11 protein-coding genes are annotated in these 22,560 nt (G+C 66.4%); 7 read left to right on the forward strand and 4 right to left on the reverse strand.

The window, feature by feature from the left end:
- Positions 1-1,341: 1,341 nt before the first annotated feature.
- Positions 1,342-1,683, reverse strand: coding sequence for an HPF/RaiA family ribosome-associated protein (locus HLH45_RS06850; protein WP_007974834.1), 342 nt, complete (start codon positions 1,681-1,683; stop codon positions 1,342-1,344).
- Positions 1,684-2,035: 352 nt separating this feature from the next.
- On the opposite strand from HLH45_RS06850, the gene HLH45_RS06855 reads away from it, so the two are divergent.
- Positions 2,036-4,426 (forward strand): DUF3772 domain-containing protein, encoded by a 2,391-nt coding sequence (locus tag HLH45_RS06855; protein ID WP_228735371.1) that lies wholly within the window; start codon positions 2,036-2,038, stop codon positions 4,424-4,426.
- A 96-nt stretch (positions 4,427-4,522) separates the two neighbouring features.
- Here the strand turns inward: HLH45_RS06855 and HLH45_RS06860 are convergent, their stop codons facing one another.
- Positions 4,523-6,631 (reverse strand): phosphoglycerol transferase I, encoded by a 2,109-nt coding sequence (locus HLH45_RS06860; RefSeq protein WP_033478987.1) that lies wholly within the window; start codon positions 6,629-6,631, stop codon positions 4,523-4,525.
- 689 nt (positions 6,632-7,320) lie between these two features.
- On the reverse strand, positions 7,321-9,039 hold the full coding sequence (locus HLH45_RS06865) for an ABC1 kinase family protein (protein WP_033478989.1): 1,719 nt from the start codon (positions 9,037-9,039) through the stop codon (positions 7,321-7,323).
- A 243-nt stretch (positions 9,040-9,282) separates the two neighbouring features.
- On the opposite strand from HLH45_RS06865, the gene HLH45_RS06870 reads away from it, so the two are divergent.
- Positions 9,283-10,224, forward strand: coding sequence for a DUF808 domain-containing protein (locus HLH45_RS06870; RefSeq protein WP_008575486.1), 942 nt, complete (start codon positions 9,283-9,285; stop codon positions 10,222-10,224).
- An 86-nt stretch (positions 10,225-10,310) separates the two neighbouring features.
- On the opposite strand, the gene HLH45_RS06875 is transcribed toward HLH45_RS06870, so the two are convergent.
- Entirely contained in the window at positions 10,311-11,939 is a 1,629-nt protein-coding gene (locus HLH45_RS06875) for a GGDEF domain-containing protein (protein ID WP_008575488.1), read from the reverse strand.
- A gap of 487 nt (positions 11,940-12,426) precedes the next feature.
- Between HLH45_RS06875 and glgA the strand changes: the two genes are divergently transcribed.
- From glgA to treY, 5 genes are read left to right on the forward strand one after another with little or no spacing between them, the layout of a single operon-like run.
- Positions 12,427-14,010 carry a glycogen synthase GlgA gene (glgA, locus tag HLH45_RS06880; protein WP_008575489.1) on the forward strand — a complete coding sequence of 528 codons (1,584 nt, stop codon included), beginning with the start codon at positions 12,427-12,429 and terminating at the stop codon, positions 14,008-14,010.
- Positions 14,007-16,238, forward strand: a complete 2,232-nt coding sequence (locus HLH45_RS06885) for a 1,4-alpha-glucan branching enzyme (RefSeq protein WP_008575491.1) — start codon at positions 14,007-14,009, stop codon at positions 16,236-16,238. Before glgA ends, HLH45_RS06885 begins: the two co-directional genes overlap by 4 nt.
- 2 nt (positions 16,239-16,240) lie before the next feature.
- Positions 16,241-17,998, forward strand: a complete 1,758-nt coding sequence (gene treZ / locus HLH45_RS06890; protein WP_008575494.1) for a malto-oligosyltrehalose trehalohydrolase — start codon at positions 16,241-16,243, stop codon at positions 17,996-17,998.
- Complete coding sequence (locus HLH45_RS06895) at positions 17,995-19,944, forward strand: 4-alpha-glucanotransferase (protein WP_008575495.1); 1,950 nt, start codon at positions 17,995-17,997, stop codon at positions 19,942-19,944. Before treZ ends, HLH45_RS06895 begins: the two co-directional genes overlap by 4 nt.
- Positions 19,941-22,550, forward strand: coding sequence for a malto-oligosyltrehalose synthase (gene treY, locus HLH45_RS06900; protein ID WP_008575497.1), 2,610 nt, complete (start codon positions 19,941-19,943; stop codon positions 22,548-22,550). The genes HLH45_RS06895 and treY overlap by 4 nt, the downstream gene beginning before the upstream one ends.
- Positions 22,551-22,560: the final 10 nt, after the last annotated feature.

The raw sequence follows: 22,560 nt of genomic DNA on the forward strand, positions 1-22,560 counted from the left end.
TACCTCATCAAGAAGGGCGTGGCGGCGAGGGGCTTGATTGCAGCGTGGGGATCGCGATCGGCAGCCAGACGCGTGGACCGGACAATCATGCGTGACGTGCGGCACGCCGACCCGGCAAGGTGCATATGCTGCGCTCAGCTGCCCGTGCAACCAGAGCGTGACTTCTTCGCTCGCAATCGATGCGCCCAGGCGTCCCTGCTATCCACGGCCACCCTGCGTGGTATGTGTCATCGTCGTCGGCGAGCTTGAAGTTCGCATGAATCCACAGAATCTTGACGCGCGCTTGGCGAAACGATCATTCCACATCCGAACAACCAATTCGTCTGTGCTGGCCAAATATGTTTGCTGCCGCGGCCGTCCTTGCAGGGACGAAGACGTGCGCGTGTGCCAGCGCTGCGACATGTGTTGGTTGATGGGCGTCGGTGCCCGTGCGGATCGATGGCGCAATGACTGGTTAGAGCGTTCGAGCGATCGCCCAGGACGCGTGGTGTGGCTTGGAGAGCAGATGGCAGCATTTCCGAGCACCAAGATCGCGAAGCCAACAAGGTGCAACCGCACCAAGGCTGCAGCCGGCCTTTAAGCCGCATTTTCCCCAACACCACTGCGACCTATCTGTTTCTGCGCATACCCTGATTCGCATGCCAGCCACACGCTGCCGAACCCTGCGGACCGGGGCGAGCCGGGCTGGAGGAGGGAATCGAGTGGCTGCGTCGGCCCGTGCCCAGTCCGCGGTCGAGCGATTGCATTGCTGCGATCATGGAAAATTGCAGCAGCGGTTGGCTATCTTTTCCAGGCCATGCAATTACGGTAACGCGCCTGGGAGTTGCCGGGAACTCGAACGGGCTGACTTACGAATCTGCCGGTAAGTCATGGAGATCGAAAGCCGAACTGCGCAAGGCGAGTTTGATCGGTTTGCTGCCGGACTCAAGACATAATCCCGTGCTGCTGTGGGAAGCAAACCATACGTATACCTTCAGCAGTGCCGTGCAATGGGCGAAAGGATCCAGGCTACGTTGCACCCGATTGGTGCGGCTCAGCCTGTCGCTACGCGGGTTATCTGCGTCGCTAGTCATGTTGCCTGGCTGCTGCTGGCATAAAAGCTAGAAATCAGGTCGACAATCCTAAAAATCGGCGCCGTGTGCTTGGGATTGGGCTCTTTCCGTAAGCACCAAAAGATTCAACGCATTCGGCCCGCCGCAAGATGAGTGCGACGGGCCGAATGCCGTTTAAGGGTCGCAGGTTTTGGAGGGGCGCTTCGCGCATCGCTAGATGACGTGCCGCGATGCCATTGCCTCAAAAGGTTGGCAGCCGCCGAGGCCACGTGCCAACCTCCAGATCAGATCAAAGCATGTCCGGCGGCGGGGCGGTGGCCTTGGAGTGCTGCTTGCCGCGTGCATGTTCGATGGCAGTGCGCAGCTTGCGCGCAGCTCCGGTCACGGCAGAGGCCGTCGTTTCGGCGCTGTTGGTAGCCGCGATCGGCGGCAGGCCGGCGACGTGCGCCTCGATGCTGCAGGTTCGATCCGCCGCGCCGCCGCGCTGGCCGTTCTCATCACGCAAATGCACTTCCACACGGGTGATGTCGCTGGCGAAATGGGCCAGCTGGGCGGTGCAGGTCTTTTCGACATGCGCCACAACGGACGGATCGTGTGGCACGTGCTTGTCGGTCTGGATCTGAATCTGCATAGAGGATCTCCTTCGCGGTCATCCGCTGCGTCTGCCGCAGCGGTGGCTCGATTCTGCGTCAGCGGCGTGTTGTCGCAAAGTGACAACGCGGTAGGCCCATTCATGCGCTAGCAGGGTCCTCTGCCGCCATCGCCGCGGTGCAACGAGATCGTCCGATCGGTTCGCGGACCCAGACCTGCCGCGGCTGAATCACCGGTCCCGGGCAATCGGCTCGATCAGGGGCGGTGCCTTAAGATGCCGGCACCCGCGGTCGCCCGCGCCTGTTCGATGCCTGCCTGTGTCCGAATTCCGATTTACCTGTGGTGCCCGTCAGGGCTTGTTGCGGCGTCTGTTGTTGCTTGCCGCGCTGGGGATGGTCTGTGTTGGCACGGCTGTGGCCCAGGACGAGGACACGGTGCTGGAGACCGCGCAGACCCAACTGGACAGCATGCAAAAGGTGCTGACCCAAGCCGAAGCGGGGATGGAAAAGTCCGACACCGACCAGTTGCGCAAGCTGGCTGACGATGTCACCGGCGCACAGCGCCAGGCCCAGGATCTGGCGCGCTCGCTGGAGCCTCCGTTGAAGGAGCTGTCTGTCCGGCTGGCCGGGCTTGGCGAAGAGCAGAAGACCGACCCACCAGATCTACGCGACCAACGCCGCGCGCTCACGCGAGAGCGCAACGGGCTAGATGCCGAGCTCAAGCGGGCGAACCTGCTGGCACTGGATGCCAAGGATCTCGCCGACCGGCTCGAAGGCGAGCGCGCCCAGCGCTTCAGCGAGAAGCTCTCCGCGCGCGCTGCCTCGCCGCTGTCGCCCGCGTTGTGGAATGAGATCGCGCGGGAATGGCCCGACGACCGAGCGCGCCTGCAGGCGCTGTCCGACAAGGCCGTACAGGCGGTGCGCACCGGCACAGCGACCAATGGCGTCGCCGGTCTGATGATCGGAACGCTGGCGGCATTGATGCTGGCATTTCCGTTGCGCATCTTCCTGCGTCACCTGGGGCGGCGGTATGCGGCCTCGCGCGCGCCCGGTGGCCGCTTGCGGCGCTCCGGCCTTGCACTGTGGTTTTTGTTGGTGGGCACCCTGACGCTGGGCATGGCGGCATGGGCGTTGGCCGAGAGCGTCCGCGCACTCAGCGAGCTGCCGACCGATCTGGAGCAGCTGCTGAGTGCATTTGTGGTGATCAGTTGCGTGGCGGCCTTCGTCGGTTCGCTCAGCGCCAGCCTATTGATGAAGCACCAGCCCACCTGGCGTCTGTTCCCGTTGGACGATGCCACTGTCGATCGTTTGCGTGTGCATTGTCTTGCCACGGCCGCGGTGAGCTGGTTTAGCGGTATGGCGATCAGAATCAACGACGTGGCGCGCAGCAGCAGCGCATTAACCATCGCTACCGATGCAGTTGCCGCGCTGTTGTATGCGGGGTTGATCCTGTCGGCACTGGCTGGCCTGACCCTGTCGTTGCGCGCTCATGCCGCAAACGTGGGCGCGGCCGATGCGGACAGCAGCGCACCACCGCCGGTGGTGTCGCGTGGCGGCGGTTACATCGTGCTGATCCGTCTGCTGGGCCATCTGGCGGTGATCTTCGCGTTAGTGGCGGCCTTGTTCGGCTACATCAATCTGGCACTGTTCGTCGAGCAGCAGATCATCTGGATCACCCTGGTGTGCAGCGTGCTCGCGCTACTGGTGATGTTTGCCGACGACCTGACGACCTGGGTGTTCAAGCCGGAGAGCCGTTTCAGCCGAGCGCTGTCGCATGCACTGAATGTCGGCAGCGGGCGGTTGGTGCAGGTAGGGTTACTGATCTCTGCGGCAGTACGCGTGCTGCTGGTGCTACTAGGCATTGCCGCGCTGGTGACGCCGTACGGCGCCAACCTCGCCGCAGTGACCGGCTGGTTGGAAAACGTTTCGCACGGTATTGCAATTGGCAAGGAACTTGTCATCACGCCCGGCGACGTGGCCAGGGCGCTGTGTGTGTTCCTGCTCGGCATGGGTCTGGTCCATGTGGTGCAGAAGTGGCTGCTCAACACCTATCTGCCCAAGACCGAACTGGATGCGGGAGCGCGGAATTCGATCAGCACGGTGGCGCGCTATCTGGGCTGGTTGATCGTGGTGGTGTGGGGGCTCACGGCGCTGGGTCTGGATTTGAAGCGGTTGGCGCTGGTGTTGAGCGCACTGTCGGTGGGCATTGGTTTTGGTCTGCAGGCGATTACGCAGAACTTCGTGTCCGGGTTGATCTTGCTGGCCGAGCGTCCGGTGAAGATCGGCGATTGGGTGCGTATCGGCGATCAGGAAGGCGACGTGCGCAAGATCAGCGTGCGAGCGACCGAAATCCAGGTGGGCGACCGCTCCACGTTGATCGTGCCCAACTCGGAGTTGATCACCAAGAGCGTGCGCAACATGACGCTGTCCAATCCGATGGGCCGTGTGCAGTTGCAGTTCTCGGTGCCGCTGGAAACCGACGTGGCCAGGGTGCGCGACATGTTGCTGGCCTTGTTCGCCGAGCACGAGAAGGTGCTGGCCGAACCGGCGCCATCGGTGTTCATCGATTCGCTGGCCGGCGGGCACGTCAATTTCAACTCGTTCGCCTACGTGAGCAGTCCGCGCGATTCGTATGGCGTGCGCAGCCAGCTGTTCTTCGCGCTGCTGCAGCGCATGGCGACGGTGGGCATTGCGTTGCAGTCGCCGCAGGAGATCCGCTTCAGTCGTGCAGGGGCCGCCGTGGCACGCGAGGCCGGAGATGGTGCGCCTGCGTCGGATGACTGAGCTGGCGAGGTCGGCGAGGGCTGCGCAGCGGCAAGTCGGTCGGCTTGCGCTGATTGCACAACCATGCCCGACCATCGATGGACGCATGTCGGCACATCAGGAGCGATCCGCCACCGGGATGTCCTTGACCAAGGCCAGGTCGTCCACGCTGACGTCTTCGGTGTAATCAAGCCAGGCACGAATCTCCAGGTCTTCCACCGCATGTTCCAGGCCCACCGGCATGCGGATGCGCCCGGCGGCGTCGGGCACGACCCATTGCTGTGCCAGCACGACCTTACGTTCGGAGGACACCGCTTCCACCCAGAACGCGCGCGTGGGCCGGCGCTTGGCGTAGAGCTCGAGCATGTAGCGGCCGGCATCGGTCTTACGCGCCGCCTGGGTGAGCATGATCGGCTGACGCACGCGCGGACGCGGGCCCTGCTGGGTGGCTTCCAGCGGCGCGTCGACGGCGATGCCGCGGGTAAGGTCCGGGTCGCGATACAGCTTCATGCTCTGGTGGCGGTCCACCACCAGCGCACACCAGTGGCCATCGGCCGAGCCGTCTTCGAACGCCGTGCAGCGGTCCACATAGGCCAGCGTGCCCTTGGAATGCGTGCGGTCGAACTGGCGCGAGGTGTTTTCCAGGTACACGTTTTTCAGGTTGGTGTCCTTGTCGTATTCCAGCAGCACCGGTGGGCGCACCTGTTGCACGCCGACCACCACATCGCCATTGCCATTGATGCGCAGCATGCGCGTACTGCGCCCGGTCCACAGCGTGCGCGCGTAGGCCAGGTAGCGCGGATAGTCCTTGCCGCTGTCGCGGCTGGCGGCCGCGCTGGCACTGGGTGGGGCATCGCGGGCTAGCAACGAGCGGCCAAAGCCCAGCGTGCGCATGCCTGGTTCCAGCAACTGCAGCAGCGTAGCGCCCGAATCGAGCGTGCTACCTGCGCGCGTGAGGACCTGTTGTGGCGCGATGTCCTTGCCCAGGAACAACAGCAGGTTCTCGCGCTTCTGCTTGGCCAGCACGTCGCTCAGGTCGTTGGGCATGGCCAGATGATCGGAGGCGATGACGATGATGGTGTTTTTGCCATACCGGCTGCTGCGGATGCGCGCGACCAGTTCGCCGATCAAACGGTCGCTGCATTTGATTGCATGCAGCAGACCGATATCGCCCAGTGCGCTGTCGTACTGCTGGCCCTTGCACGCCAGTGGCAGGTGGCCGGCCGGATGGTGGGTGTCCATGGTCAGCGTGGTCAGCATGAAGGGTTGGCCGGCACGCGACAGCGTCTGGAAGGTATCCCAGGCGTCGTCCAGCAGGACATCGTCGTGCACGCCCCATGCAGAAAAATGCTTTGGCGCGACACCCTGGTCGTGGAAATGGTGCACGTCATGCACCACGTCGAAGCCATGGCTGGACAGGAAACGGCCCTTGCCGGCAAAGCTGGCATCGGCACCGCCCACGTAATGATTGCGGTAGCCCTGATCCTTGAGGTAATCGCCCAGGCAGCGCGCTTCGGGCAGGAACATGCCCATGCGGTCCATGCTGTTCTCGTCGCCTGGCGCGGTGGTGAGCGGCACGCCGCACATCGAGGCGACCATGCCGGCGATGGTCCAGCCGCTGCCTTCGGGGGAGGCGAGATTGCGTACGTCCACCGCTTCGGTCGCAAGCGCGCGCAAATTGGGCATCAGGCCCGGAAACACCTGCTCGTCGAAGTAGGTGCGCTCCAGGCTTTCGCCGTAGATCCAGACGATGTTCTTGCGCTTGTGCAGCGGTTGCTGCGGCACCTGGTATTCCGGCACCACGGTGGCGTAATCGACCGGGCGCAGCTGGTAGTACAGGCGCTTGCCATCGCGATACAGCGGGCTGGCGGCGATGCCGACTAGCAACATGCCCACAAAGCCTGCGAACACGGCGCCGCCACCACGCGGACGCTGGAAGCGGCGTACCCGCACCAGCAACAGCGGGCTCAGCGAGAGCAACAGCATGCCGACGAAAACCGCGATATAGCCGGAAAAGTCGCTGACGCCGGCGCCGTCCATGTCGGCGCGCAGGTGATACAGCGTGGCTGCATTGATACCGTCGCCGCTGAGCCGGTCGACCAATCCCCAGGCGCTGAGCAGCAGCAGAAAGAGCGACAACAGGCCAGCCTTGAGCCATGCCAGACGCGGAGAAGCGACCAACAGCCACAGCAATAGCAACAACGAAACCAACAACATCCAATGCATGCGCAGCGTCCGTGGGGAATGATGCGAGCGCGTACCGGACGCCTTGCTCGCCATGTCCTGTGCGCCACCTGCAATGTGACACCCGGATGACGGACTATGCCGCGCCGAAGCTGACTGAAATGTTTGTTGGAGACAGATCCGGCATGACCTCCGGCCCAGCATCGCCGGACAGCGGCGACACATCCGTGCGCACCAACCAGTGCGAAGATGCTGAAGCGCAGGTGGCGTCAGATGCCTTGCGCCCACGCGTGATAGTGGTTGTGCTCGCTGCAGCGCTGCTGCACGCAGCGAGCAGGGGTGGGGACACCATGGTGTGCGCAGGACGCCTGCAATCCGCTGCATCGAGCACGATGCAAGACGCACGAACGGAACCGGCGCTTTTCTTGCACCGTTCCCTGTGTGTCGCGCACGCATTCAACGCGGAGATCACAGGCGCTACGCCTGACGCGCAATCGCTCACACCTGCCTGCGCGGTTGAACGGACTATCGACACGATAAGAAACAGTCGTCACTGAACGTGGACAGCGCGCAGCAACCGTCGCTTACACGTCACATGCCGGTTCCGGCCGCGCCCGCCGGGTGCGCGCGGTCTTGTCAGGGGCACTTGTTCGCAGGCTGGTGACTGACGCAAATCCAATGCCTGCCCGCAGGGCACCAAGGCGCCCACCTGCGGCAACCAGCCCTAACGGCTAGCGGTGCCCACGCTCTTCGCGCGCTCGCACGCGGCGGTCGAACAGCAGCGCACTGACCACGATGCCCAGCCCCAGCACGACCCCGAGCAGGAACAGCACCATCGCAATAGCCGGGTAGCCCCATAGCTTCAAGCCGGTTTCGATGCGCATCATCTGCGCCGACGCCATGATCAGCGCAGCCGTGACGATGCCCGCCGCCACGCGGTTGGCGATCTTCTGCAGGCTTTCCATCAGGTGCGATTCTTCCAGCCCGGTGACGCGCATCTGCAGGCGGTTTTCCGCAGCCAGCGACAGAATCTCGGACATGCGGCGCGGTCCTTCGCGCACCAGGTGCTGCAGTTCCATCGCCTCGCTGGCCAGGTTGGCCGCGGACAGGGATTTCTTCAGGCGCGCGCGCATCACGTGCTGCAGATGGCGCTCGACGATGCGGCGGGTATCCAGCGTGGGCGACAACGCGCGGCACACGCCTTCCAGATTCAGCAAGGTCTTGCCGAGCAGGCTCAACTCCGGCGGCGTCCGCAATCCGGTCGAGGTGGCGATGCGCACCAGATCCAGCACCACCCGGCCTTCGGAGGTGGCATCGTGCGCTGCGTAGCGCGCGATCATCTGCCCGGTTTCGCGCTGGTAGCGTTCTTCGTCGTAATCCTCCAGCCGCGTGCTCAGCGCAATGGTCTCTTCGGCCACTTCCTCGCCGCGCCCATCGACCGCGGCAAACAGCAACTTGAGCAGGCGCTCGCGCAGGCGCGGCGGCACATGCGCCACCATGCCCAGGTCGAAGATGGCCAGACGCCCGTCCTGCAGCACCCGCAAATTGCCCGGATGCGGGTCGGCATGGATTTCGCCATGCACGAACATCTGGTCCAGATACCCCTTGACCAGTTCCGCGGCCAGCTCGTCCATCGGCTGTTCGGTGCGGCGAAGACCGGAGATCTTGTCCACGCGCACGCCTTCGGCCAGCTGCATGGTCAGCACCTTGCGGCTGCTCAGGTCCCACACCGGTTGCGGCACCCACAGCAAGGGGAACGGCTTGAGGTGCTTGCCGAAGCGCGCCAGGGTTTCGGCTTCGTCTTCGTAGTTGAGCTCGGCGCGCAGGGTCTTGCCGAATTCGCCCAGCCAGTCGGCAAAGCGCACACGCCGGCCAATGCCGGTGAGACGGTCGGCGGCAGTGGCGAAGCTCTTGAGCACGTCCAGATCCGAACGCACCTGCGCGGCCACTTCGGGCTTCTGCACCTTGATCGCCACCGGCGTGCCGTCGCGCAGCGCAGCGCGGTGCACCTGCGCCAGCGAGGCGCAGCCCAGCGGGACCGGGTCGAAGAACGAGAACGCCTTGTTGACCGAGACCCCGAGCTCTTCCTCGATGATCTGGCGGATGCGCTCCACCGGCACCGAGCTGGTGTTCTCCTGCATGCGCTCCAGCGCGGTGGCAAATTCCGGCGGCACGATGTCCGGCCGGGTCGACAGCATCTGGCCCAGTTTGACGAAGGTGGGCCCGAGCGATTCCAGGTCGGAGACGAACTGGTCCGGGGTGCCTTCTGCGGGCACTTCGTATTCGTTGATGGCCGCCGGGTCCAGGTTCATGCCAGCGAACACGCCCGAGCCGCGATAGCGCAACAACAAGCGCAGGATCTGCGTGCGCCGGCTCATGCCGCCAACCACGGCATGATCTGCCGGGCTTGCGGCCGGGGCGCGGTGCGGGTCGTTGTGACTCAAGGCCATCTCCGGGGGCGTCATGCAGGCGGCGAGTGTGGCCAGCGACGGGTCGTCGCGTAGTGAATCCGCGCGCTCCCGCACACCGCAGGCAAACCTGCCCAAGGCGAGTACGAACGGCCGCAAGCGCAGGCGCTGCGGTGCCTGCATCGCTCTGCCAACAGCGTGCAACGACCGCGCAATGGCCGCTCATCACCCCACGCGGGTGCGGGATCGGCGAGAATTCGCGACCACCCCAGAAGGACCTTGCGCATGGCCGGTGCCAGCCTGTTCACCCTGCTCGACGACATCGCCACACTGCTGGACGACGTTTCCATCCTGACCAAGGTTGCGGCCAAGAAGACCGCAGGCGTGTTGGGCGACGATCTGGCGCTCAATGCGCAGCAGGTCACCGGCGTCACGGCCGACCGCGAATTGCCGGTGGTGTGGGCGGTAGCCAAGGGCTCGCTGGTCAACAAGATGATCCTGGTGCCGGCGGCGTTGGCGATCAGCGCGCTGGAAGCGTGGCTGCGCGGGCGCGGCTACAACGTCCCGTTGGTGATGCCGCTGATGATGATCGGTGGCGCCTACCTGTGCTTCGAGGGCGTGGAAAAGCTGGCGCACAAGTTTCTGCACAACGATGAGCAAGAAGCACAGCGGCATGCCGAACGCACCCGCGCGCTGGCCGACCAGAACGTGGACGTGGTGGCGCTGGAAAAGGACAAGGTGAAGGGCGCGATCCGCACCGATTTCATCCTCTCGGCCGAGATCATCGTGCTCTCGCTGGGCGTGGTCTCGGAGGTGTCCTTCGGGCAGCAGGTGGCGGTGCTGGTGGCCATTGCGCTGGCGATGACCATCGGCGTCTACGGCGTGGTCGCCGCGATCGTGAAGCTGGACGACCTGGGCCTGTACCTGACCAAGAAGGGCGCCGCGCTGGCGGCCCTGGGCCGCGGCATCCTGGTGGCGGCACCGTGGTTGATGAAGTTCCTGTCGGTGGCCGGCACGCTGGCGATGTTCCTGGTCGGCGGCGGCATCCTGGTGCACAACATCCAGGCGCTGCATCACCTGGTGGTGGATCTGGCCAAGTCGGCCGGCGGCATGGGCTGGCTGGTCGAAGCGCTGGGCAACATGCTGGTTGGCGTGGTCGCCGGTGCCGTCGTGCTGGGCGCGGTGATGCTGTTTCAGAAGCTGCGCGGAGCCAAGCCCGCGCATTGATGCATGGCGCGCCGCCAGACCAGCCAGCACGGTACACGCCGCTTAGCGATTGCCCGGGTGCACGGTGCGTTCGCCGACGATCGCCGCTAATCGGCGTTGATCACCCGGTTCTTGCCAGCCGCCTTGGCGTCGTACATGGCGCGGTCGGCGCGGCGGATGACCTCGTCCTGGGTCTCGTCGGTCCCGCGTAGCGCCACGCCGGCGCTGAAGCTTATGAACACGCGCACGTCGTCATGCAGCAGCGAGCGCTGCGACAGTGCGCGTTGCAGGCGGATCACTGCCGCGCTGGCTTCGAAGATGGTCGAGTCCGGCAGCAGCAGCACGAATTCCTCGCCGCCGAAGCGGGCGATGGCATCGGTGGTGCGCAGCACCGCCTTGGCCACCTCCACCGTGTGGCGCAGCGCGGCGTCGCCACCGGCATGGCCGTGGGTCTCGTTGAGGCGGCGGAAGTCGTCCAGGTCCAGCATTGCCACGCATAGGGGCTGGCCACTGCGCTGGGTGCGCACGGCTTCACGCTGGAACAATTCTTCGAAGCCGCGCCGGTTGAGCGCGCCGGTCAGTTGGTCTTCGCGCACCAGGCCGGCGACGTCCCTGAGCTCCTGTTCGAGCAAGGCGATGCGCTGTTCGGAATCTTCCACCTGCCGGCGTGCCGCGAGCAGTTCGTCGCGCGCTGCCAGGGCCTGTGCCTGCACGCCGGCGGTGTCCTGCAGCAGGTCCTGCAGCAGCCGGTTGAGGTCGGGGATGCCGCGCGCCTCGCCGATCGCCTGCGAATAGCCGGCAACGCGGTCGTGGTATTGCCCGGTGCTGGTGGCCATGCCGTCCAGCCGGTCGACGAAGGACACCATCATTTCGCGCATGGCGGTCTTGGACTCGGCGATGCCCTGCTTGAGCAGACCCTGCTTGTAGGTCACCTCGCGCAGGGTGCCGCGTGCCTGTTCAATGGAACTGACATCCAGCGGGCCGGAAATCAGTTGCCGCACCACCGAGATCTGGCCCTGCAACCAGCTGCGATCGTCTAGGAGTTCGCCGACGTTCTCCAGCAATAGGTCGAACAGGCCCAGTAACAGGTTCTGTTGTTCGCTGGCATCTTCGGCGCGCAGGCCGATCTGGTGGCTGAGTTCGCGCAGGCGCTGTTCCAGCGTGATCAGCTCGTGTCCGGGGCGCCAGTGGCGCAGCGCCGATGCCAGCGTTTGCGCCTCTTCGGCCAGCTCCGGGCTGCGTTGCAACAGCGTGGCCAGGGCATTGCCCAGCGCGTGGCGCAGCAGATCGCGCAGCTGCTCGGCTTCCGTGCGGCCTTCGGCCAGCGAATCGCCGATATCGATGGTGCGGATGTATTTGTCGATGAGCTGGCGCAAGGCACGGCCATAGCCGGGCCAATCGCCGGCCGCGTACGCCGCGCTCAGGCGCACGCCCATGTCGCCGAGCTCGCCATGCAGGCTGGCGATGCCTTCAGCGAACGCGAGCAGCAGCGCTTCGGGATGCGCGGCATGTGAGAACAGCCGTATCAGCAATGCAGTGGCAGCGGCCGGATCGTGTGCGCCGGACTTGGCCTTGGCCGGCACCAGCTGGTGCGCGGCCAGGCCATGACCGCTGCGCTCGCCATTGATCACCGTCGGCAGGGCAGCGGCAGGGCGCGCGGTGTCCGTGCCGCCCCAGGGCAACAGGCGGCGCAGCCCGCCACGGGGGCGGCTTGGGTGTTCGGGCTGGTCTGCCATGCGCCAGGGTCTCGAGAGGTCTTGTGCTAACGCTCGATATCGGCGCGTGGAGGGGGTGCTTGAGCAAGCCGGGCCGTAGCGCGCGGCAACGGCATGCAGGCCGGGCGCGAAGCATGGTCGCCAGGCGCGAAGCAAGGCATCGATGAACCGGTTACCCGGATGAAGGCGAACGCGGCCGGAAGTTCCCGCATTCGGTGCATGTCACGGCCGACGCACCGAGACGGGGATGTCATCGCACTGCAATGTGGCGCTTATGCCTTGAGGCGTGCGCAACTGCGCGTAAAGGAATGTGGGCTGTCGCAGAAAAGTCAGCACGTGTTCACGCATATTTTATTTGGTCGGGGTGTAGATTCCTCTGCAAGGGCGACGTGGAGTACGCGCGTTGCCCACGCTCCTCACTCGTAGCAAGTCGTCTGGCTGAATCGGCAGACGGCGGTTTTCGCTTCGCCGTTTTTCCGTCTCCACCCACATTACGACGGATGTTTCGATGGTTGCCATGATGCCGCTTCACGCTACTACCGCACGCTTAGAGCGCAGCACGCTGCTCCCGACTCTGAAGAAGAGCGGGCGCCCGCGCGATGCGCGTGGCCGCTTCATCCGTCACCACGAGCGCTTGCCGGTCTCGTTGGCAGACACGCGCGGTGCCTTGTTTGTGGTGTCGGAAATGGCGGACTTCATCAAGGCCGGCGGGTTGGGCGATGTGGCGGCTGCGTTGCCGCGCGCGCTGCGCCACCGCTACGACGTACGCGTGCTGATCCCTGGCTACCGCGCCGTGCTCGAGCGTGCGGGCAAGGTGGAGATCGTGGGCCGCGTGTTGGCGCATGCCGCGCTGCCGGCCTGCGACATCGGCCGCATCGTGCAATCGGACGGGCTGCCGATCTACATCCTGCTGTCCAAGGAATTGTTCGAACGCGACGGCTCGCCCTATGTGAGCACCAGCGGTTCGGAGTTCGAGGACAACGCGATCCGCTTTGCCACCTTGTCGCATGCCGCCGCGCAGATTGCGGCCGGCCACGCCGGCCTGGGCTGGAAACCGCGCCTGCTGCATCTCAACGACTGGCCCTGCGCGCTGGCGGCCGGCTATGTGCGCTGGTCCGGCGGCACCACGCCGTGCCTGCTGACCATCCATAACCTGGCCTACCAGGGCCTGGTGCCGTATTCGATGGCCGCCGCGCTGGGCATCCCTGCCGAGCGAGTGGCCGAGCTGGAGTTCTACGGGCAGATGTCGTTCCTGCGCGGCGGCATCGTCAATGCCGACCACGTCAACACGGTCAGCGTCAGCTACGCCAAGCAGATCACCGGCCCGGCACAGGGCTGCGGCCTGGACCGGCTGTTGGCCGGTCGCGCTGCCAAGGGCGCGCTCACCGGCATCGTCAACGGCATCGACGCCAGCTGGGATCCGCGCACCGATGAATACCTGGATTCGCACTTCAGCGTGAACCAGTGGCAGGGCCGGCAGGCCAATGCAGCGCAGGTGCGCAAGGCATTCGGGCTGCGCGAGAGCACCGGCCCGCTGTTTGCGGTGGTGTCGCGGCTGGTGCATCAGAAGGGCCTGGACCTGATTTGCGAGGTGGCCCCGCAGATCGTGGCCGCTGGCGGCCAGATCGCGGTGATCGGCGGCGGCGAGCCGGAGATCGAACGGCAGGTGGCCGAGCTGACCAGGCGCTATCCCGGTCAGGTGGGCGCCTTCATCGGCTTCGAGGAAGGCCTGGCGCGGCGCATGTTCGCCGGTGCCGACTTCCTGCTGATGCCCTCGCGCTTCGAGCCCTGCGGCCTGAGCCAGATGTATGCGCAGCGCTTCGGCTGCCTGCCAATCGCGCATGCGACCGGCGGGCTGATCGACACCGTGGACGATGGCGTGACCGGCTTCCTGTTCCAGCACGCCAGCGTCGAAGCGCTGCGCCGCTGCCTGGAGCGCGCCTTCCGCACCTTCCGCCTGCCCAGCCTGCTGTCTGCGATGCGGCGCGCGGCCATGCTGCGTCCCAGCGGTTGGGACGTGGCAGGCAAGAAATACCTCTCGCTCTACGAACACACCGCCGCAACCGCGCCCGCGCTCGCGACGGTGTCATGAGCGAACGGCAGGGCGGGCAGGAGCAGCGCACGGAAGCAGACGGCATGACCACGGAAGGGATCTCGGAAACGTCGCAGACCCTGCAAGCCCTGGCCAACGGCTTGCCGGCCGATGCCTTTGCGGTGCTTGGACCGAAACCGCTGGCCGAGGGCCGCCGTCAGGTGCGCGTGTTGGCACCGGGCGCCGAGGCGATGGGCTTGATCGACCCGCGCGGCAAGCTGCTCGCGCGCATGCAGGCCAGCGCCATCGATGGCGTCTTCGAAGGCATCCTGGCGGCCGATGGGCCGTACCGGCTGCGCATCGTGTGGCCAGACAGGGTGCAGGAGGTCGAAGACCCGTACGCGTTCGCGGCCACGTTGGACGAATCGCTGTTGCTGCAGATCGCTGCCGGCGATGGCCAGGCCGTGCGTCGTGCGCTGGGCGCGCAGCATGTCCACTGTGGCGATGTGCCGGGCGTGCGCTTTGCGGTGTGGGCACCCCATGCCCAACGCGTGGCGGTGGTTGGCGACTTCAACGGCTGGGACGTGCGGCGGTATCCGATGCGGCAGCGCATCGGTGGCTTTTGGGAACTCTTCCTGCCGCGCGTGGAAGCCGGCGCCCGGTACAAATATGCCGTCACCGCAGCCGATGGGCGGGTGCTGCTCAAGGCCGACCCGGTGGCCCGGCAAACCGAATTGCCGCCGGCAACCGCTTCGGTGGTGCCCAGCGCCGCCGCATTCGCCTGGACCGATGCGGCCTGGATGGCCAACCGCGACCCCGGCGCCGTGCCGGCGCCGCTGTCGATCTACGAGGTGCATGCCGCCTCCTGGCGCCGCGACGGACACAACCAACCGCTGGACTGGCCAACGCTGGCCGAGCAGTTGATTCCTTACGCACAGCAGCTCGGCTTCACGCATATCGAATTGCTGCCGATCACCGAACACCCGTTCGGCGGTTCCTGGGGCTATCAGCCGCTGGGCCTGTATGCGCCCACCGCGCGCCATGGCAGCCCGGACGGCTTTGCGCAGTTCGTCGATGCCTGTCACCGCGCCGGGATCGGCGTGATCCTGGATTGGGTCAGCGCGCACTTTCCCGATGACGCGCACGGCCTGGCCCAGTTCGACGGCGCCGCGCTGTACGAGCATGCCGACCCGCGCGAAGGCATGCATCGCGACTGGAATACGCTGATCTACAACTACGGTCGGCCGGAAGTGACCGCTTACCTGCTGGGCAGCGCGCTGGAATGGATCGAGCATTACCACCTCGACGGCCTGCGCGTGGATGCGGTGGCCTCGATGCTGTATCGCGACTACGGCCGCGCCGAAGGCGAGTGGGTGCCCAACGCGCATGGCGGCCGCGAGAATCTGGAGGCGGTCGCGTTCCTGCGCCAGCTCAACCGCGAAATCGCCACCCAGTTCCCCGGCGTGCTCACCATTGCCGAAGAATCGACCGCCTGGCCGGGCGTGACCGCCGCGATCAGCGATGGCGGCCTGGGCTTCACCCACAAATGGAACATGGGCTGGATGCACGACACGCTGGGCTACATGCAGCGCGATCCGGCCGAACGTGCGCAGCACCATAGCCAGCTCACCTTCGGGCTGGTGTACGCCTTCGACGAACGCTTCGTGTTGCCGCTCTCGCACGATGAAGTGGTGCACGGCACCGGTGGCCTGCTCGGGCAGATGCCGGGCGATGACTGGCGCCGCTTCGCCAACCTGCGCGCCTACCTGGCGCTGATGTGGGCGCACCCGGGCGACAAACTGCTGTTCATGGGCGCCGAGTTCGGCCAATGGGCCGACTGGAATCACGACCAGTCGCTGGACTGGCATCTGCTGGACGGCGCGCGCCATCGTGGCATGCAGCAACTGGTGGGCGATCTCAACGCCGCACTGCGCCGCACGCCGGCGCTGTATCGCGGCAGCCATCGCGCCGACGGCTTCGACTGGAGCGTGGCCGACGATGCGCGCAACAGCGTGCTGGCGTTCGTCCGCCACGATCCTGCCGGCGGCGCACCGTTGCTGGCAGTGAGCAACCTGACCCCGCAACCGCATCACGACTATCACGTGGGGGTGCCGCGTGCTGGCCTCTGGCGCGAGATCCTCAACACCGACAGTGCCCATTACGGCGGCAGCAACCTCGGCAACAGCGGTCGCCTGGCGACCGAGCCGGTGGGCATGCATGGGCATGCGCAACGTCTGCGCCTGACCCTACCGCCGCTGGCCACGATCTATCTGCAAGCGGAGAAATAACGATGAACCAGCGCAATGCAATCACACCGGCCTGGGGCGCCTGGCCGGCGGGTGAGGGACAGGTGCGCTTTGCGCTCTGGGCTCCAGCAGCCAAGAGCGTGGACGTGGTCTTCGACGACGGCGCGCGCCGCGCGCTGCAGGCGGGACAGGACGGTTTTTTCAGCGCCGTCATCGACTGCGCTGCCAATGCGCGTTACCGCTACAGCGTCGACGGCGCTGAGCCGGTCCCGGACCCGGCCTCGCGCTGGCAGCCCGAAGGCGTGCACGGCCGCAGCGCGGTACAGCCGACCGACGGCTATGCCTGGCAAAACGCCCAGTGGCAGGGACGGCCGTGGGACGAGGCAGTGATCTACGAAGTGCATGTCGGCACCTGCGGCGGCTATGCCGGTGTGCAGGCGCAACTGCCGCAGCTGGCGGCGATGGGCATCACCGCCATCGAACTGATGCCGTTGAGCGCGTTTCCCGGCACGCACAACTGGGGCTACGACGGCGTGCTGCCGTATGCACCGGTGGAGGCGTATGGCACACCGGACGAACTGAAGGCGCTGATCGATGCCGCGCACGGGCATGGCCTGATGGTGTTGCTGGATGTGGTCTACAACCACTTCGGCCCGGACGGCAATTACCTGCACAGCTATGCCGCGCCATTCTTCAACGAGGACAAGCCCACCCCGTGGGGCGCGGCGATCGATTTCCGCAAGCCGCCGGTGCAGCGGTATTTTCTCGACAACGCGCTGATGTGGCTGCACGAATACGGTTTCGACGGCCTGCGCCTGGATGCGGTGCATGCGATATCGCCCAACGCGTTCCTGGATACCTTGCGCGAGACCGTCGAGGCCAGCCTGCCGGCCGGGCGGCATGTGCATCTGGTGCTGGAAAACGAGGCCAATCAGGCCTCGCAACTGCAGCGTGGCTATACCGCGCAGTGGGACGACGACTTCCATAACGCACTGCATGTGCTGCTCACTGGCGAAGAGGAAGGCTATTACGCCGCGTTCGCCGACAAGCCGACCGAGCACCTGGCGCGCGTGCTGGGCGAAGGGTTCGCCTATCAGGGCGAGCCGGACCCGCGCGGGCATGTGCGGGGCGAACCCAGTGGCGCCTTGCCGCCGCATAAATTCGTGGTGTTTGCGCAGAATCACGACCAGATCGGCAACCGCGCCCGCGGCGAGCGGCTGAGCGTGCTGGTGTCGCCGCAACGCTTGCGCGCGGCGTTGGCGCTGACCGCATTGACGCCGATGATTCCGCTGTTTTTCATGGGCGAACCGTGGGGCGCCAAGCAACCGTTCCTGTTCTTCACCGACTTCGGCCCACCGTTGGACGATGCGGTGCGCGAAGGCCGCCGCAAGGAGTTCGCGCACTTCGCCGCGTTTGCCGATGAGGCCCAGCGCGCCACCATTCCCGATCCGAACAGCCATGCCACGTTCGCGGCATCGCGTGCGCCGATCGCCGATGCCGCGCATGGCGACGGCGCGCAGTGGGCAAGCTGGTTCACGGCGCTGCTGGACGTGCGTCGTCAGTGGCTGGTGCCGGGCCTGGCGCAGGCGCGCGCCGTGCGTCCCAGCGTGCTTGCCGATGGCGCGGTGGCCGCCACCTGGGAGCTGCCGGGCGGGCTGTGGCATATCGCCTTCAATGTCGGCACCCAGCCGGTGCCGTTGCCGCCGCTGCGCGGACGCGTGGCGCATGTCGAAAACGTGGCTGCCGATGCGCGGGAACTACCGGTCGACGGCTTCATCGCCTGGCACGAGGCGCAGGCATGAGTACGCGCGATCCGGGCGGGGATGATCTCAACACCCTGGCCGCCGCGGCCGGGGTGATGGTGGATTGGGTGGATGCCAGCGACCAGCCGCGGCAGGTCTCCGAGCAATCGGTGCATGCGGTGCTCAGCGCGCTGGAACTGCCGGCCGCCACCGCGGCGCAGCGCGCCGACAGCCTGCGCCGCTGCCAGGCGCAGGCCGACGAGCCGGCGCCGCTGCTGACGGTGCAGGTGGGCCAGACGCTGCCGTTGCGCGTGGCGGCACACGCCAGTGGCCGCTGGAGCGACGACAGCGGCGCCAGCGAAGACGCGCGTGCCGATGCGCAAGGGCGCCTGCGCGCGCCGCAGCGTTTCGGTTACTGGACGCTGCAGATCGGCGCGATCACCCAGCAGGTGGCCGTGGCGCCGCCACGTTGCTTCAGCGTGGCCGATGCCTGTGGCCAGCCATCGCCGCGTGCCTGGGGCATGGCGCTGCAGGTGTATTCGGCACGCAGCCTGGATGACGGCGGTATCGGCGATGCCGCCGGCACGGTGGAATGGTTGCGGCACGCGGCCTTGGCCGGCGCCGACGCCCTGGCATTGAGTCCGGTGCACGCCGCGCGCCCGGTGAGCGGCGGCTACAGCCCGTATTCGCCCAGCGATCGGCGCTTTCTCGATCCCTTGCATGCCGCGCCGGTGCGCATCCTGGGCGAACTGGCGCTGGATGCCATCAACGCGGTGCCCGGCCTGCGCGAACGTTTCGATGGCTTGCATAACGCTGCATTGATCGATTGGCAGGCCTCGGCGCACGCCAAGTGGGAATTGCTGCGCCAGTTGTACACGCGCGTTTCGCCCGATCATGCCGATCTGGTCGCCTTCCGCAACGCAGGCGGCGCGGCGCTGGAGGGCTTTGCACGCTTTGCTGCGCAGGATTTCGGCGACAACGATCCGCAGCTGCATGTGTTCACGCAATGGCTGGCGGCGCGCAGCTGGTCCGATGCGCAGCGCGAGGCGCACGAGCGCGGCATGAAGATCGGTTTGATCGCCGATCTGGCGGTGGGCTTCGACCCCAACGGCGCCGAAGCCGCAGCGGCGGCCGACACCGTATTGCGCGGGCTGGTGCTGGGCGCGCCGCCGGATGCCTTCAATGCCGATGGCCAGCATTGGGGCATCGGGGCGTATTCGCCCACGGCGCTGCGGCGCAGCGGCTACGCGCCGTATATCGCGCTGCTGCGTGCGGTGCTGCGCGACCGCGGCGGCATCCGCATCGACCACATCCTGGGCCTGATGCGGCTATGGGTGGTCCCCGATGGTGCCAGTTCCAATGAAGGTGCGTATCTGGCCTACCCGTTGCACGATCTGCTCAACCTGCTGGCGCTGGAATCGTGGCGGCACCGGGCGATCGTCATCGGCGAGGACCTGGGCGTGGTGCCGCCGGGCATCCGCGAAGAACTCTCGCAGCGTGGAGTGATGGGCATCGACGTGTTGATGTTCACCCGCGACGACGATGGCGCATTCGTCTCGCCGGCGCTGTGGCGGCCGGATGCGATCGCCACCACCACCACGCACGACCTGCCCACGCTCACCGGCTGGCGCACCGGCCGCGATATCGAATGGCGGCGCAAGCTGGAATTGATCCAGCCCGCGCAGGCCAGCGACGATGCCGCCGCGCGCAACAAGGACGTGGCACGGCTGGATGCCGCTGTCGAACTTGCCGGCCTGAGCAGTGCGCACGACCCGCTGCTGGGCGCATTGCGCTTCACCGCCACCAGTGTCTCGCCGCTGGCCTTGTTGCCGGTGGAAGACGCGCTGGCCCTGGACGAACAACCCAACCTGCCGGGCACCGTCGAAGTGCATCCCAACTGGCGTCGACGCCTGCCCGATCCCTTGCCGCATGCGCGCCTGCATTCGGCGCTGCACGGCTTTGCCGAGGCGCGTCGCGTCGCGGCCGTTTCGGAACCGCATCCATGATCGATCTTCGCGCTACCGCCCGCCTGCAGCTGCATGCCGGCTTCACCCTGCACGATGCGCTCGCGCAGGTGCCGTACTACGCAGGCCTGGGTATCAGTCACCTGTACCTGTCGCCGATCGGCACGGCCGTGCCGGGCTCCACCCACGGCTACGACAACATCGACCCCACCGTGGTCAATCCCGAACTCGGCGGCGAAGACGCCCTGGTGGCGCTCTCGCAGGCCGCGCGCGAACACGGCATGGGTCTGATCGCCGACATCGTGCCCAACCACATGGCCACGCATGCGCAGAATGCGTGGTGGTGGGATGTGCTGCGCAATGGCCGCAGCGCCAGGCACGCCGACTGGTTCGACATCGACTGGCGCGCGCCCGGGCGCGACGGCAAGCTGTGGCTGGCGGTGCTGGATCGCCCGTATGCGACAGCGTTGGCCGAAGGCCTGATCACGCTGGTGATCGAAGACGACGGCAGCGCGGCGTTGGCGCATTACGACCAGCGTTACCCGATTCGTCCGCAGACGCTGGACATCCCCGAAAAGGGCGCACGTGCGCAGTGGCTGCGCGACTACAACGACGGCGCCAAACGCGGCGACGGCCGCCTGCACAAGTTGATCGAACGCCAGCCGTATCGCCTGAACTGGTGGCGCGTAGGCAACGACATGCTCAACTACCGCCGCTTCTTCGATATCACCTCGCTGGTGGCCTTGCGGGTGGAATTGCCGGCGGTGTTCGACGCGGTGCACGCCTTGCCGCTGCGGCTGGTGGCCGAAGGCCATCTGGACGGCTTGCGCATCGACCACGTGGACGGGCTGACCGACCCCACCGGCTATGTGCGCAAGCTGCGCAGCCGGCTGGATGCGGCCGGCCGCACGCGTGGGCTCAAGCCCGGCACGCTGGGCCTGTACCTGGAAAAGATCCTCGCACCGGGCGAGCACCTGCCGGCCGACTGGCCGTGCGATGGCACCACCGGTTACGACTTCATGGACCAGGTGGGCGGGCTGTTGCACGATGCGGCCGGCTTCCGGCCATTGGTCCGTGCCTGGCAGAAGGTGAGCGGGCGCAGCGGCGATTTCGCGCAGGAAGAACGCACCGCCCGCGACGAAATCCTGCGTGGCCCGCTGCAGAGCGAATTCAATCGCGCCGTGGGGGCGTTGTCGGCGTTGGCGCGGCTGGATCCGCCCACGCGCGAGTTCAGCCCGCAGATGCTGGCGCGCGGCTTGTGCGTGCTGCTGCGCTGGTTCCCGGTGTACCGCACCTATGCCGGCGCCAAGGGCATCACCGGCAGCGAAGCGGAGCGATTGCGCGCTACCTCCGCAAAGGCACGCGAGGGGATGCCGGAATCGATCGTGGCGGCCGTGGATGCGATCGAGCGGTGGTTGCTCGACGATGCCGGCGCAGACCGTGCGCAGATCGCCTTGCGGCGCATCCTGCGCCGTCGCGTGGAGCAGCTGTCCGCACCGCTCAATGCCAAGTCGGTGGAGGACACCGCGTTCTACCGGCACGGCGTGCTGCTGTCGCGCAACGAGGTCGGCAGCCACCCGACCCATTTCGCCAACGAAGCGGCCGAGTTCCACGCGCAGAATCTCGAGCGCGCCAAGCATTACCCGCGCGCGTTGCTGGCCACCGCCACCCACGACCACAAGCGTGGCGAAGACCTGCGCATGCGGCTGGCGGTGTTGTCCGAGCAACCGCGCTGGTGGGTCGAGCAGAGCGCCCAGTTCGATGCGCTGGCCGACGCGCTGGAATCGCCGGCCCTGGCCGGGGGCGACCAGCAGATGCTGTGGCAGACCCTGGTGGCGGCCTGGCCGATCGGCCTGGGCGCCGACCAGACCGAGCCGCTTGCCGGCTACGCCGAGCGCATCGCGCAATGGCTGCTCAAGGCGGTGCGCGAAGCCAAGCTGCACACCAGCTGGACCGACGGCTCGCCGGCCTATGAGCACGCCGTGCAGGCCACCGTGGAGCAGGTGCTGTGCAGCCGCGCCGGGCTGCCGCTGCGGCGCGCGCTGCTGCGCGCAAGCAACTACATCGCCGCCGCCGGCGCGCGCAACAGCCTGGTGCAAACCACCTTGCGCCTGACCGTGCCCGGCGTGCCCGACCTGTACCAGGGGACCGAAGGCTGGGATCTGTCGTTGGTGGATCCGGACAACCGCCGTCCGGTGGATTACGTCCAGCGCCAGCAGTGGCTGCAGCAGGCGCGCGACTTCTCCGGGTTGCTGCGCAGCTGGCGCGATGGCGCGGTCAAGGCGCGCCTGACGGCGCTGTTGCTGCAGTTGCGCCGCGAATTTCCAGCGCTATTTGCGAAGGGCGACTACCAACCCTTGAACGTGGCGGTCGGCGGCGATGCACAGGCGCTGGCATTCCGTCGCCAGTATCGCGGTCAGTCGCTGGTGGTGGCCGTCACGCGGCTGGGCGCCGGCGTCGAAGGCGATGGCGATCTGCCGTTGCTGGTGGCGCCTGCCACCTGGGGTCAGGCGTCGTTGGCATTGGGCGAGGGCACATACCGTAATGTGCTCGATGGCAGCACGCTGCAGTCGCAGCGCGGCCGCGTGGCGCTATCCACGCTGTTTGCACGTGCGCCGGTGGCAGTGTTGTTGTCCCAAGAAAATTGACCCCTGAGAG

This window comes from Xanthomonas euvesicatoria, from assembly GCF_013112235.1.
In the GTDB taxonomy this organism is placed as follows: Bacteria; Pseudomonadota; Gammaproteobacteria; order Xanthomonadales; family Xanthomonadaceae; genus Xanthomonas; species Xanthomonas euvesicatoria.

Excerpts from the sequence above, each read along its gene's own strand:
- HLH45_RS06850 (WP_007974834.1), bottom strand. The coding sequence starts at position 1,683 with ATGCAGATTCAGATCCAGACCGACAAGCACGTGCCACACGATCCGTCC.
- HLH45_RS06875 (WP_008575488.1), bottom strand. The coding sequence starts at position 11,939 with ATGGCAGACCAGCCCGAACACCCAAGCCGCCCCCGTGGCGGGCTGCGC.
- treY (WP_008575497.1), top strand. The coding sequence starts at position 19,941 with ATGATCGATCTTCGCGCTACCGCCCGCCTGCAGCTGCATGCCGGCTTC.
- HLH45_RS06895 (WP_008575495.1), top strand. The coding sequence starts at position 17,995 with ATGAGTACGCGCGATCCGGGCGGGGATGATCTCAACACCCTGGCCGCC.
- HLH45_RS06865 (WP_033478989.1), bottom strand. The coding sequence starts at position 9,039 with ATGGCCTTGAGTCACAACGACCCGCACCGCGCCCCGGCCGCAAGCCCG.
- HLH45_RS06860 (WP_033478987.1), bottom strand. The coding sequence starts at position 6,631 with ATGCATTGGATGTTGTTGGTTTCGTTGTTGCTATTGCTGTGGCTGTTG.
- HLH45_RS06855 (WP_228735371.1), top strand. The coding sequence starts at position 2,036 with ATGGTCTGTGTTGGCACGGCTGTGGCCCAGGACGAGGACACGGTGCTG.
- treZ (WP_008575494.1), top strand. The coding sequence starts at position 16,241 with ATGAACCAGCGCAATGCAATCACACCGGCCTGGGGCGCCTGGCCGGCG.
- HLH45_RS06870 (WP_008575486.1), top strand. The coding sequence starts at position 9,283 with ATGGCCGGTGCCAGCCTGTTCACCCTGCTCGACGACATCGCCACACTG.
- glgA (WP_008575489.1), top strand. The coding sequence starts at position 12,427 with ATGGTTGCCATGATGCCGCTTCACGCTACTACCGCACGCTTAGAGCGC.
- HLH45_RS06885 (WP_008575491.1), top strand. The coding sequence starts at position 14,007 with ATGAGCGAACGGCAGGGCGGGCAGGAGCAGCGCACGGAAGCAGACGGC.